This window comes from uncultured Sphingomonas sp., from assembly GCF_946477935.1.
Classification (GTDB): domain Bacteria; phylum Pseudomonadota; class Alphaproteobacteria; order Sphingomonadales; family Sphingomonadaceae; genus Sphingomonas.
The window spans coordinates 1-13,441 of sequence record NZ_CAMLAC010000094.1; the positions used below are offsets into that span (position 1 = coordinate 1).

At 66.7% G+C, this 13,441-nt stretch carries 7 protein-coding genes and 1 pseudogene; 1 reads left to right on the forward strand and 7 read right to left on the reverse strand.

Annotated features, from left to right (window positions below; genetic code table 11):
• Positions 1-90 precede the first annotated feature (90 nt).
• The gene (locus tag Q0U08_RS11185; protein ID WP_298091516.1) at positions 91-930 is read left to right on the forward strand and encodes a class I SAM-dependent methyltransferase; all 840 of its coding nucleotides are present in this window, start codon (positions 91-93) and stop codon (positions 928-930) included.
• A gap of 3 nt (positions 931-933) precedes the next feature.
• Here Q0U08_RS11185 and Q0U08_RS11190 read toward each other — a convergent pair whose 3' ends face one another.
• From Q0U08_RS11190 to Q0U08_RS11220, 7 genes and pseudogenes are all read right to left on the reverse strand, one after another.
• Positions 934-1,320 carry a response regulator gene (locus Q0U08_RS11190; RefSeq protein ID WP_298091517.1) on the reverse strand — a complete coding sequence of 129 codons (387 nt, stop codon included), beginning with the start codon at positions 1,318-1,320 and terminating at the stop codon, positions 934-936.
• Positions 1,321-1,383: 63 nt separating this feature from the next.
• Positions 1,384-3,810 (reverse strand): ATP-binding protein, encoded by a 2,427-nt coding sequence (locus Q0U08_RS11195; RefSeq protein WP_298091518.1) that lies wholly within the window; start codon positions 3,808-3,810, stop codon positions 1,384-1,386.
• Positions 3,803-5,137: an EAL domain-containing protein gene (locus Q0U08_RS11200; protein WP_298091519.1), complete on the reverse strand. Its 1,335-nt coding sequence runs from the start codon at positions 5,135-5,137 to the stop codon at positions 3,803-3,805. Before Q0U08_RS11200 ends, Q0U08_RS11195 begins: the two co-directional genes overlap by 8 nt.
• 313 nt (positions 5,138-5,450) lie before the next feature.
• Entirely contained in the window at positions 5,451-6,620 is a 1,170-nt protein-coding gene (gene argE / locus Q0U08_RS11205) for an acetylornithine deacetylase (protein WP_298091520.1), read from the reverse strand.
• A 110-nt stretch (positions 6,621-6,730) separates the two neighbouring features.
• Entirely contained in the window at positions 6,731-10,951 is a 4,221-nt protein-coding gene (locus tag Q0U08_RS11210) for a translocation/assembly module TamB domain-containing protein (protein ID WP_298091522.1), read from the reverse strand.
• A 17-nt stretch (positions 10,952-10,968) separates the two neighbouring features.
• Complete coding sequence (locus tag Q0U08_RS11215) at positions 10,969-13,167, reverse strand: BamA/TamA family outer membrane protein (RefSeq protein ID WP_298091521.1); 2,199 nt, start codon at positions 13,165-13,167, stop codon at positions 10,969-10,971.
• A gap of 94 nt (positions 13,168-13,261) precedes the next feature.
• Positions 13,262-13,441, reverse strand: a pseudogene (locus tag Q0U08_RS11220) (hypothetical protein); the annotation flags it as partial.

Consider the following 13,441-nt stretch of genomic DNA (forward strand, 5'->3'; position numbering starts at 1 on the left):
CCACCGGCGCACCCGTCCGCCGCCACGTCTCGCCCCACCACCCCATGCCGATGCTTGTCGTGCAGCCCGGATCGGCGCACAAGCCGGCGCGTGAACGCCTCTCCCACCATCTTCGACCGCGAAGCGCGCCGCCGGCGCCGCGACCGCGCCGCCGCCCATTTCGCCGAATACGACTTCCTGCGCGCCGCCATGCTGGACGGCATCGCCGAGCGCCTGGGCACGGTGAAGCGTTCGTTCGAGGCGGTACTCGATCTCGGCTGTTTCGATGCCGGCTTCGCGCCTCCGCCCGGCGCCCGCGTCGTCCGCGTCGATCCCGGCTTTGCCTTCGCCCGCGCTGCCGGCGGCGTCCAGGCGGATGAGGATCGCCTGCCCTTCGCCGATGCATCGTTCGATCTGGTGGTCAGCGCCGGCGTCCTCGACCAGTTGGACGACCTGCCCGGCGCCCTTGCCCTCATCCGCCGCGTGCTACGCCCCGACGGACTGTTCCTCGGCGCGTTCACCGGCGGGGGCAGCCTCCCGCGCCTGCGCGCCGCGCTCCGCTCGGGCGAGGCGGAACGCCCCGTTGCCCGCCTCCACCCCCAGGTCGACGTCCGCTCCGCCGGCGACCTGCTCATGCGCGCCGGCTTCGCCCTGCCCGTCGCCGATATCGAGACGCTCGACGTCGGCTACCGCGATATCGGCCGCCTGCTGGACGACCTGCGCGGCATGGCCGCCTCCAACATCCTGGCGGATCGGCGCGCGATCGCACGCACCACCCTCGCCGCCACCGCTGCCGCCTTCGCGGCGGAGGCCGGCGACAATGGCCGCACCGTGGAGCGTTTCGGAATCGTCTTCCTCACCGGCTGGGCACCCGATCCCTCCCAACCGCTCCCCGCCCGCCGCGGCAGCGCCACGACCTCCCTCGCCCAGGCCCTCAAGCCGTCCGGCTGACGATCAGACGATCATCCCACCCGCATCGCGCGCCAGGATGCGACCCATCGCGTCGAACAACTGGTCCATCGCAACCGGTTTGAAGATCACCTCGTCCGCGCCTGCATCGATGCAGCGCGCACGCAGGTCGACCGCCGTGTCGGCGGTCACGACGATGATCGGCACCTGCCCGCGCGCATCGCCGCGGGCGCGGATGTGGCGGATCGCGGTGATACCGTCCATGCCGGGCATGCGCAGGTCGATCAGCACCACCTGAAAATCCTGCGCGTCGATCAAGGCCAGTCCGCGCTCGGCATCCTCCGCCTCGGTCATGCTCGCGCCCGCTACATCCAGCATGTCGCGAACCACGCGCCGGTTCATGCGGTCATCCTCGATGAAGAGCACGTTCATGGCGCTCGTCAGGCTCCTGCCGGCAGCGGGTCATGGCGGCTGTTCATGTTCCGGCTGTAGTCGCTAAGCCGCTTGTGAGACAAGCACTTGCTCGCCATTGCGCGACGGGCCGAAAAGGGCGGCGACCACCGCGGCGCCGGTCACCGGCTTTGCGATTACCTGCGTGATGCCAATGGCTTCCCATCCGGCGATACGCTCCGCATCGGGCGCCGGCCACAACAGAGCGACGGGCGGCCCGCCCCGTGCGGCCACTGCGATCGCCTCCACTGCGCCTGCGTCGCGCACGCTGGCCTCGTCCACCAGCACGGCGGCGACAGGGCCCTGTCCGATCCGCGCCGCCGCTTCCTCCGCCGATGCCGCGAACGCGACCGGGCCGTGCGCCGCAAACAAGGTGCGCCACATCGCCCGCTGGATCGGATTGCGATCGACGATCAGCAGAACGTGCTCATCCGAAATTTCCACGGCATCCGGCGCCGTGACGGACACCAGCGGCAGCGTCAGCGTGAAATCGGTGCCTTCGCCCAGGCGACTCGCGACCCCGACATCGCCCCCCATCGCCCGCGCCAGATTGCGACAGATGGCCAGCCCCAGGCCGGTGCCGCCGAACCGGCGCGTCGTGCTGGCATCCGCCTGCCGGAACGACTCGAAAATCGCCTCCAGCTTGTCCGGCGGAATGCCGATGCCGGTGTCGCGCACCAGGATGCGCAGCGTTTTCCCCTCGCACCAGGCGGACAGCCGGACCGATCCGGTCTCGGTGAATTTCATCGCGTTGGACAGCAGGTTGAACACGATCTGGCGCACCCGCGCGGCGTCGCCCTCCACCCAGCGCGGGCAATCGCCCAGCGCCAGCCCGAAGGACAAACCCTTGGCAGCCGCCTGCTCCTCCCACAAGCGGCTCGCATCGCGGATCGTCGCCTCCAGATCGTACGGCGCCTGCTCGATCGTCAGCCGCCCCGTCTCCATCTTCGCCACATCCAGGATATCGTCGACCAGCGCGCGCATCGTCACGCCCGCCCCATGCACCACCCCCAACCGGTCGCGCAGGTCGGCCGACAGCGCACGATCGGTCAGCATCACCTCGGTCATGCCCAGTATGCCATTCAAAGGCGTACGGATTTCGTGACTGGTGGTTGCCAGGAACTCGGTCTTGGCGGCCAGCGCCTTGCCCAGCGCCGCGTTCGTCTCCGCCAGATCGTCATTGGCGGCGCGGATCGCGTTGCGGCTGCGTTGCAGGGTGAGCAGCCAAACGCCGAGCAGCGCGATGATGATCGCGGTCGCCGCGACCGTGCCGATCAATATCCAGCGCTGCGTTTGCGCCTGTGCCCGCTCGAAGATGACCTTGCGCTGAAGTTCATTGGCCTTCAGCGTGGCGATACGCAGTTCCTGGTTCGCAAAGTCGAACCGCGCGCCCATCAGCGCCGTGCTCGTCGTCGTCGCCAGCTTCGTCGCCTCGTCGTCCAACCGCTTCAGCGCCACCAGATGCGCCAACGCCCGCGCCGTTTCTCCGAGGGCACGATAAGTCTCGAACGCCGTCTGGTGCGCCTCACGCTGCACGATCGTGGTCTTGCCCAGATCGACGCCGTCGAAGCTTTCGCCGATCAGCCGCCCGGCTCGCGTTACGTCGCCCCGTTGCAACGCCGCCTGCGCTGACACGCTGAGCAATGAGCGTCGGTCGGTGTCGCTCCCCTCTGACAGAAGATCTTCGGCAACGGCGATGGAACGCCCGGCCCCTCTGAAATCTCCTCTGGCCAACTGGTTTCTAGCGAGGTTACGCAAGATTTGAGACTGCAATGTAACACTGCTCATCTGCCTTGCCAGACGGTAGGCTTCTTGAAGCTGCTTTACAGCCGCCAAACGTTGGCCATCATCTTCAAGGACAAGTGCCGTATTGTTTAATATCGCCAGCGACAGCGCATCATCGACCCGGTAATCACGTCGCGCCTGACGAAGATAGCGCAGAGACGACGTATAATCTTTTGCATCGAAGTACAGTATGGCGATTTGCACTAACGCCATAGCTTGGCTACGCTCGATGCCCATCTTGTGAAATATGCGATAGGCCGCTTGGTAGCTTTCCAAAGCGGCACCTACTCTCCCTTGCGCAGAATCAAGCCCCCCTTTCGTCAACATTATGTCGGCAAATAGCTTGGTATCCGCAGACATGCTGTTGGCGTGCTTGAGGGCATCGGAAATGGGCAAGGCAGCACGGTCTGGTTGTCCAAGCCTAAGATATGCTTCTGCTTGCAGCCACATCGCAGTCGCTTGTGCAACGGTACGTGCGCTTGGGTCGGTTAAGCCGGCTGCATCCCTCGAAGCCATCTCCGCAATCCGTGCGCTGCTGGCCGGATCGCGAAGCATCTCGCTCTTGGCTGTTTCGATAGCACGATCAACGCGTTGGGTCAGAGTATCGGCCCGCGCGGCGGCAACGGAAAAAAACAGAACTGCAACAAGAAGAAGTGTCAGCGATCGATAAACGGCCCGCTTAGCCACGCTGCACCCCGGAGAAGCGCGCAAACGGTACGCGAGCCTCGGACGTGGCGGCAAGATGCCGCTCTTCGTCGAAGAATTGCAGCAACGCATCCAACCCGATTGGGCGACTGATGAGGAACCCCTGCACCATGTCGCAGCCCATCACCGTCAGCAGTGCAAGCGCCGCCTGCGTCTCCACACCTTCCGCCACCACCTCCATCTCCAGCGCATGCGCCAGATCGATGGTCGAGCGAACGATCAGCGGATCGCGGTTGGAACTGGTCAGTTGCGTGACGAACAGCTTGTCGATCTTCAACTCGCACGCGGGCAACTGCTTCAGATAGGCCAGCGACGACAATCCCGCGCCGTAATCGTCGATCGCGACATCGATGCCGATCTCGGCAAAGACCTTCAGGTTGGCGATGGCACTTTCCGGATCGCGGATCACCGAGGTTTCGGTGATCTCGAAGCCGATCCTTGCGCCGCCGCGCTGCACGAGCGCGCAGGCTTCCTCCACGAAACGCGTGTCGCTCAGCAATACGCCCGCGATATTGATGAAGACGGGCACGTCATAACCGCGTGCCGCCATCGTCTTCTGATCAGTGATGACCTGTCGCAGCGTCCATAGCGTCAGCGCGACGATATCGCGCGAGTCTTCGGCCAGGGGAATGAAATCCCCAGGCAGCACCAGGCCGCGGGTCGGATGCCGCCACCGGATCAACGCCTCCACGCTGGCGATCTGCTGGCGCCGGACATGAACCTTGGGCTGATATTGCAGAAACAATTCGTCCGACCGACCGATGGCGACGTGCAGTTCGCGTGCTAGGGCGATCCGATCGATTCGCGCCGTTTCCACCGGCAGGTCGCGCTCCACCGGGCGCCGCTCGATCCGGGCATCGGCCAGTGCCTGCTCGGCTTCCTCGATCATCCGGACATCGTCATGGTGCGGCATGGAGGCAGCGGTGGCGCCAAGCGCGATATCCAGCGCATATCGCTCGCCATCGACATCGACAGGCGACTCGAACAATCGCGTCAGCGTATCCAACATGGCGGCCAGCACGTCACGATCCGCACCGAACGCGACGATCTCCACCTGTGAAGGGCCCAGGACACGCACCTGCGCCCCGTCGATCGCCAGCAGGGCGCGTTCGGCGACGTCCGCCATCAGCACGTCGCATCGCTGCCGGCCGACATGCCGGCGCAGGATCGCGAAGTTGACGATCTCGACCAGGATCAGAAACTGATATCGCTTGCCCGATCCTGCGGCGGAAAAGGCCATCTCGCCCTGCTCTCCAGGTGCGGTCGACGCCGGGTCGGGCTCGGACAGGGGGGACGGACTGCGCTTCACGCCTCCATCGCTACGCGTCGCGCCTTGAAGATTGGGTTAAGGATCCGACCCGATTTCCACATTAAACGGCCGCAACAAAGATGGTTAATGGGTTCTTAACTGCGTTGTCGGTTGGTTAATTTTCTCTTAATAGATAGGGGCACCTCTTCCGGGGGTGCCAATGAGGAGAAAGCACAATGCTGAAGTTCATTCTGGCGCTGATCCACGGCGAGACCATCCGCCCCTGGTAAGCGGTACCCGGTCCGGTGAACATGCGCCCGCGGTGCGGGGGCATGGCGCACCGGACCACCTGCATGCCGTCGCGCCTCGTATGTCAGGCGCGTAGCGACTCGATCAGCCGCGTCATGAACGCCGCACCGCGCTCGATCTGCGCAATTTCGATATATTCATCCGGCTGGTGCGCCTGCTCGATCGAGCCCGGCCCGCAGATGATCGTTGAAAATCCCGCCTGCTGGAACTGACCCGCCTCCGCGGCATAGGGAACCGCCCGCACCGGGCCATTGTCACCCGCCAGCCTTCGCGCCAGTGTCTCTGCGGCGCCGTCCTGCTCCGGAGCGAAACTCGGGGTCAGGGAGCGGCGTACCACCTCAACGCCTGCCCCCAAAAAACGCGCGCCGAGCGAAGCGTCGGCTTGCGCGCAGGCGTGCAGGAAGGGCGCCAGGATCGCCTCCGGGTTCTGCCCCGGCATCGTGCGCAGATCGAAGGCGAATCGGCATTCCCGCGCCAATATGTTGACCGCCGTTCCCCCCTGCATCTGGCCGATGGTCAAGGTGGCGTGATGGGGGCAGAATGGTCCGTCCGGGTCGCCTTCGGCCGCCAGTCGCTCTGCCAGATCCGCCAGCCGCTGCATCAGCCGCACCGCCACCATGTTCGCCGACACGCCCAGATGCGTTAGGCTGGAATGGGCCTCGTGGCCGGTCACGGTCACCACCCACGTCGCTATCCCCTTGTGCCCGGCAACCACCTCCATGTTCGTCGGCTCCCCCACCACCACCGCCGCCGGTCGCGGCAACGTCCGCGCGATCTCTGCGATCATCGACGGCGCCCCCAGACACCCCACCTCCTCGTCATAAGAAACCGCCAGATGCACCGGACGCTGCAGGCCGCTCCGCACCGCCAGCGGCGCGGTCGCCAGTGCCAGCGCCAGGTACCCCTTCATGTCGCACGTACCCCGCCCGAACAGCCGGTCGCCCCGCTGCGTCAGCACCCAGGGATCGCTCGTCCAGGTCTGGCCATCGACCGGCACCACATCGCTATGCCCCGACAGCACGACCCCACCCTCTGTGACGGGGCCGAGCGTGGCGTAGAAATTCGCCTTGGATCCGTCGGCGTTGCTCACTCGCCGCCCCGTCACGCCAAGTGGCGCCAGGCGATCCTCGATATAGTCGATCAGTGCGAGGTTCGACTCGCGCGAGGTGGTGTCGATCGCGATCAGGTCGGCGAGGATCGCGGTGGCGTCAGCGGCAAGCGTGTCTGGGGTCATCCCCCACCTTAGGCACCCATGCCGCTCCGGCTCAACCCGGCGCGAGCGGGCAAGACACGGCCGCCGGAGCCGCATGGTTCCGACGGCCGTGTGTCGATCATCCTCTCACGTCAGTAATCGCGCGAGTAGCGCAGGCTCCCGCTCGATCCACCGAACGATCCGGTGGCGGTCAGCAGGCTGAGCGTCCGGGTCAGCGCGATCTCCAGCTGCGTCTGGGTAAAGCCGCGCGCATCGGTGACGATCTCCACATAGATGTCGTTGGTCAGATATTTGCCCGCCGCCAGGCTGGTGCCGCGGCCGGTTGCGTCGTCACCCCCCAGCACCCGCAGGCGATCGAAGCCCGTGGCGGAGCGCAGCTTGCCCAGCGGGTTCAGCCCGCCACCCGACCCGCGCAGCGAGTTGAGCGCAGAGGCCAGCTGGATCGCCTCGGTAGCCGACAGGTTCTCCGGATTGGTACCGAACAACAGACGGCTCAGCACCTCATCCTGCGGCAATGCGGGTGTCGAGGTGAAGGCGATCTGCGGTCGCTGGCCTGTGCCCGTCACGTTGATCACCGCGGTAATGCCATCGGTGGTCGTCGTCGCCTGGATGTTGATATCCGGATCGGTCAGCGCACCGCCGCGGAAGCGGATGATGCCGCGGTTCACGTCGAAACGCTTCCCCGCGAACGAGTAGGTGCCGCGCACCAGGTCCAGCCCGCCCGAGATCGTCGGCGCCGCATTGGTGCCGCCTACACGCAGGTCCATCTCCCATTCGGACTCCAGCCCCATGCCGGAGACGAACAACTGATTGTCCGCGCGTACCCGGATATCGAGCTTGAACAGGCCGACGGGTGCGGCGGCGGGACGGTCGGTGGGGCGGCCGGGGCGCAGTTCGGAGCGGCGGCGGATCCCGGTCAGTTCGGGAACCTCGGCCTGGCCCTGGCGAATGATCTGATAGCGTGCGTTGGGCACGGTCAAATCGCCCTGGATCAGCCCGCCGTCACGCCCATGGGTCAGATGGATCGTGCCGCTGGTGGTGGCGGCCAGCGCGTCACTGTTCGCCAGCCGGGCGTCGTTCAACTGCGCACGAATGTCGACCGGATAGCCGCTGTCCGCCGCCAGTCCGACCGTACCCTGTGCCTGCACGGTCCCGTCACCGGCGCGGGCCTGCAGCCGCGTGATTTCCAGCCGGTCGTTGGAGAAGCGCGCCTGCAACTGCATCTGTGACAGGCGAGTGCCATAGGTCTCGTTGTCATAGGTCAGGTTGTCGGCGCGGATCAGGCCGTTCAACCGCGGTGCCGATACGCGGCCCGAAAAGTCCGCGGCGATCGCGATCGGTCCGGTCAGTTGCTGCTCCGGCAGGGCCGCGAACGAGAACAACACGGCGGACGGACCATTATAGCGGATGCCGCCGGACAGCGGAGCGGACATCAGCCGCTCCGTCCACGATCCGGCGCCCGGCGGTAGCGGACGCAGATTGGCGAGCATGCGTCCCACCACGGTCTGCCCGCGCCGCACCAGCGCCCGCCCTTCGCCGCCATCGGCGAGCAGACGGCCGGCGAACACGACGTCCACCGGTTCCGACACCGCCGCCAGGCCGGTGCGCTGGAAGTTGCTGATCGTCAGCCGTGCATCGGCGGTCGGGAAGCTCGCCCCGCTTGCCTGCGCATAGTCCAGGCTGCCCGTCGCCTGCCCCGAAATGCCCAGATTGGGCATGAAGGCGCTGAGGACCGACAGGTTCATCCGGTCCAGCCGGACCTGCGCCTGCGTCGCCGAGCCATAGGAACCGGCAAGGCGCGCCGATCCCTGGTCGAACGCGATCTGCGTCGGCGCCAGGCGATAGGTACCATTGGCGTTGGTGATGCGGGCCGGACTGGTGGTGCGGAAGTTGATGCCGTTGGCCAGCCCTTGCAGCGCCACCAGATACTGGTTCGGCGAAAGCTGCGCATTGGCGGCCACGCGGAACGGAACGCCGCTCGATCCGGTCAACAGCGCCTGCGCCGTACCGCGCCCGCCGGTATAATTCACCTTGGCGCGGGCCGCCTCGATCACGGTCGGGCCATAGCGCGTGTCGCCCAGTTGCACATCGGCCACGATCTGCGGTGCAGACGGCAGCATGACGATGCTGGCATTGGCCAAAGCCCGGCCGATGGTGAAATCGACCATGCCGGGCACACGTGCATTATACGCCCGCGCATTCACGTCAGCACGCTGGTTGCCGCTCTGGTCGGCCAGACGGACCTGTCCGGAAATGCCCTGTCCGGCAAATTGCAGCCCGCCGGCAAAAGGCCCGCGCGGGGTCTGCACGACGCGACCATTGGCGGTGATCCCCGCGAACAGCACGCGACGTATATCGACCGCCAGTTGATTGCCCGGCCGCACCAGCACGTCCGCGGTGAACGGGCCATAGTTGGTGCCGCCCGTGGCGTTCACCGCATAGGCGCCGCCCTGGCCCACGACCCGCGCGTTCAGATCGACCAGCCCGACGCCGACACCCGGCCGCGGCGCACGCAGCACCACCACCGGATTCGTCTGCGATCCCGTCACCCGTGCGAACAGCGGGCCATATTGGGTGGAATAGGCATCGGCATTGACCGCCACGGCACCCGAGGCCGGATCATAGCGCCCCTGCCCCTGCGTGATGCGGAATTGCGGCGCATTCATCCGGAGATTGCGGAAGGTGACGATGCCTTCCGGGCTGTACCCCACATCGGCGCGGATCGCCGCATTGCCGCCCAGGAAGCTGCGTGCCCCTTCGTTGAAGATCTGCGAGGTCCGCGCCACCACCCGGCCGGTCACGCCGAACCCGGTCGGCGTGGCGACCAGATTGGCATCGGTCGACAGGTTGATGATGCCGATACTTTCGACGCGGTAGTTGTTCACCCGGCCTTTGAGCGCACCGGTGTAGCGGCCGGTCTCCATGTTCGCCACGATCACCGCCGTGGCGTCGATATTGTCGGAGCGGATGCGCAGATTGTCCGACAGGATGTTGGGCATGGAAATCGCGAAGTCACCCTGGATGGCGACGTTGTTGGCCAGTCCGCCCACTGCGGCGTTCAGCCCGGCGACACGCTTCGCCCGCGCCTTGACCGGTACCAGGATACGGTCGCTGTTCACCCGCGCCAGTCCTTCGGCGTACAGGTTCTCGACGCTGGTCTCACCAAAGCCGATCGCAGCCGCCCGCAGCTTGTAGTCCACGGTCGGCGTCGCGAACGCGCCGTCCAGCACCACGCGCGCCAGCACGTCCCGCCCGGTCAGGTTCGGAGCGATCGCGCCCGGGGTCAGCAACCTGGCATCGACCGCGAAATTGCCGAACCGGCTGTTCGCCAGATCGATCAGACCGCCGGCATCCACAACCAGCGCGTCCGAGCGCAGCTTGGCGCGGGTATCGGCCCGCCGCTCGTTCAGCGTCGTGTCGATCGCCACCTGCAAGGCCGGCGCGGTCAGTCGCTCGACCGGCCCCTCCAGATACAGGCCGGGGCGCGTTACGCCGCGCACCTCGATATGCCCGTCGCGCGCCGCGACCCGCAGATTGGCGAGTTCACCCCCGCCCAGCGTCGCCACCGCGCGCCCGTTCCACGCCTTCCAGCCGCCGGCACCGTCCACCGAAACGTTCAGCGGCGCCTTGAGAGAGGCCATCGACGCCACCACGCCGCCCACCGGCGCCGACAGCTTGACGTCGACGCTCAGCTTGTCCTGGTCGGGCACCGCATCGAGGATCAGACGCAACGAGTCGCCGCCGGCGACACCCTGACCGCGCAACGCATTGGCCGATGCCTGAATCTGTGCCCGCCGATCCGCGATATGGACCGAACTGTCGATACCCAGCACATGCCGCTGCCCGGTCACCGCCGGCTCGATCACGAAACGCGCGATCCGCAGCCGGTTCACGTCGATATCCAGATCGGGCAGCAGCGGCGCGTTGGGGTCGCTCGGTGTCGGCTTCAATTCAGGCTGGCGCGCCAGCGTGACGAGCCCGGCCGACAGGCTGCGCACATCGACATGGTTGTTCGCAAAGGCGAATGGCCGCCAGTCCACCTCCAGCCGCGGGCTGGACAGGAACACGCCCTTGGGATCGCTGACCCTGAGGTCCGACAGCGTCATCCGGCCATACAGCGACCCGTCGATCCGCCCGACCTTGATGTTCAGCCCCGATGCGGTCGTATAGCCGCCCAGCTGATCCGCGACGAAGCGGCGGCCGGGATCGGTGTTGATCCCGAACACGATGATCGCCAGCAGCGCCGCGATCGACAGGATGGCGATGCCGATCCATTTCAGCACGCGCTGCCACAAGGGGCGCTTGCCCGCCACCGCCGGTTCGGGCGTGTTGTCGGGCTGCGGCTCGGCCATGGTCCGTTCGTCCGTCATCAGAAGGCCTGCCCGATCGAGATATAAAGCGCGATTCTGCCGTCACCCGGCCGCTTGTTCAGCGGGGTCGCCACATCGACGCGCATCGGCCCGAAATTGGTGTAGAAGCGCCCGCCGATGCCCGCGCCGAACCGCAGGTCGGAGAAGGAGGGCAGCGTGCTTTCATAGCTGTTGCCGGCATCGATGAAGGGCACGATGCCGAAATTGCCGAACCGGTAACGCGCCTCCAGCGCAAACTCGTTCAGGCTGCGCCCGCCCACCGGGTTGCCGTCCGGGTCGAATGGCCCGAGCCGCTGGAAGCCATAACCGCGCACCGATCCGCCGCCGCCGCCATAGTAGCGCCGCGACGGCGCCAGATCGTCGCGGTCGATGCCGAAGATCGATCCCGCGCGCACGCGCCCCGCAATCACCAGGCTTTCGGACGCAGGATAATAGAAGGTGCCCTCCGTCATCGTGCGGGCATACGGCCGTACCGCCCCGCGCACCGAGGTTTCGGGGCTGAGATTCAACTTCAGGCGGAAGCCGCGGGTCGGATTCAGCAGGTTGTCCGAGCGGTCCCACACCACCTGGCCAGGCAACGCCGCGATGCCGTAGGTGCCGCGCCGCCGCTCGCCGCGGGTGAAGTCGTATACACTTTCGTTGGTGCCGGTCAGTTCGACACCATAGCTATAGGTGAACGGCTTCTGCCAGATCGGCGTCGAGTCGTAGCTCCAGCGGGCGGACAGCGTGCCGATAAAGGCGTCGAACGCGTCATAGTTCAACCGACTGGCGGAGGCGACGGCGGTAAAGGTCCGGTCGCGCCGCCCCGCGTTGGACCGGCGGAACGTGCCGCTCGCCCCCTGCTCCTGCGTACCGGCGACGACGCTGGCGATCAGCGCACCTTCCGGCGGGAACAGGTTACGATGGGTCCACGTACCCTCCAGGCGAACGCCCTGCCCGGTCGAATAGCCCGCCGTCGCGGCCAGCGATCGCGCCGGCCCCTTGGTCTGGTTCACCATCAGGTCGACCTGCTCGGTGCCGTCCGGGTTCATCCGGCCGGTACGCTGCGGCTGGACGGACACCGATCGGAACAGGCTGGTTGCGATCAGCGCCTCGCGCAGATCGTCGGTCAGCCGCGAATCGTACAATTCGCCCTGCTTGAAGCGCGGGAAAACGTTCAGATGCTCCAGATCGAACACCGCTTCACCGCTGGTCGTGAGCTGGCCGAAGGAGGACCTGGGCCCGGTCTCGACCGGCAGGGTATAGGCGCCGGTCGGCTTGGGGCTCTGATCTTCCAGCAGGATGTCCCGCTCGCCGACCTTGGCGAAGGGATAGCCCTGTTGCGGCAGCACCAGGCTGACATTGGCCTCCGCGCCCTGGATCCGTGCCGCCTCGATCGGATCGCCCACCTTCAGCGGCAGGTTACGGCGGATCAGGTCCGGCGGCGTCGTCGGCTGCGCGTCGATCGTCACGGACGACAGCCGGTACAGCCGCCCCGGCGTCGCGGTCACCACCGCGCGCAGGCGGCCGGGCTTGCCATCCTCGCCGGGCACCTGCTCCACCATCGAAATCGCGGTCGCGTCATAATAGCCCAGGCTGCGCATCAGCCGGATCGCCAGTTGCTCGTCCTCGCGGGCGCGTGCCGATACCTGCGTGGCATTCGCCGCCTTGCCGTCGCCTTCGCGCAGCGCGGACAGCGACTTGAATTCGTCCTCCAGGTTCAGCGGCTCCAGTCCGCGCACCGCCGTTTCATAGCGGATGTCGGGCTGATCGGCGTCCTTCACATCCGCGGCGGTCTGCAGCGGCGTGGTATCGAAGGTGGCGAGCGGCTCCAGCGGCTGGGCAAGGACCGGGTCCTCAGGGCTGGGCACGCCCAGCGTATCGCCCACCTGAGGGGCTGCGGCACCGTTGGCCGGTGGCAGCGGTGCCGTGGTGGGGCGGGTCGCGGTGCCCGACGCGGACGGCTGCGCCGGGGCATTCTGGATCATCGGTTCCAGCGGCGCATTGATGTCACCACTCAGCGGCGGCAGCGCGGCATCGAATTCCGACTCGGGCACGATCGGCGCGTTTCCTTGCGGATCGGTTTCCTGATTGTCGGTTCGGGGCGCGTCGGGGCCCTGCGCGGGCGCACTGCCGGGCTGGCCGATCTGTGCTGCGGCGGGAGATACGGCCGCAAGGGCGAACGCCAACCAATATTGCCGGCCATGAAGTACTGCCACGCGAACGACGTCCCCTTTCCTCCGCAGGGACCCGTATTCGGTTTCAACCCCGCCTCGCCCCGTAACGTTTCCGATCCGAGTTGGTTTCAATCTGTCACGATCCGGCCCTTTCCGGGGCGCAGCCGACCAGTCCTGCCAGCGGCGCGACCAGCTCGTCCTGCCCTTCGCGCGCCAGTCGCAGCGTCGCCGCGGACACCAGGGCGCCGCCGGTCAGGTCGGCACGCGGCTCCACGGTCAGATCCAGCGTCACGGTCGTGACGCCCAGGCGATACAC

What these genes read in the sequence shown, in the direction of transcription:
- Q0U08_RS11190 (WP_298091517.1), bottom strand. Translation starts at nt 1,320, where the DNA reads ATGAACGTGCTCTTCATCGAGGATGACCGCATGAACCGGCGCGTGGTT.
- argE (WP_298091520.1), bottom strand. Translation starts at nt 6,620, where the DNA reads ATGACCCCAGACACGCTTGCCGCTGACGCCACCGCGATCCTCGCCGAC.
- Q0U08_RS11210 (WP_298091522.1), bottom strand. Translation starts at nt 10,951, where the DNA reads ATGGCCGAGCCGCAGCCCGACAACACGCCCGAACCGGCGGTGGCGGGC.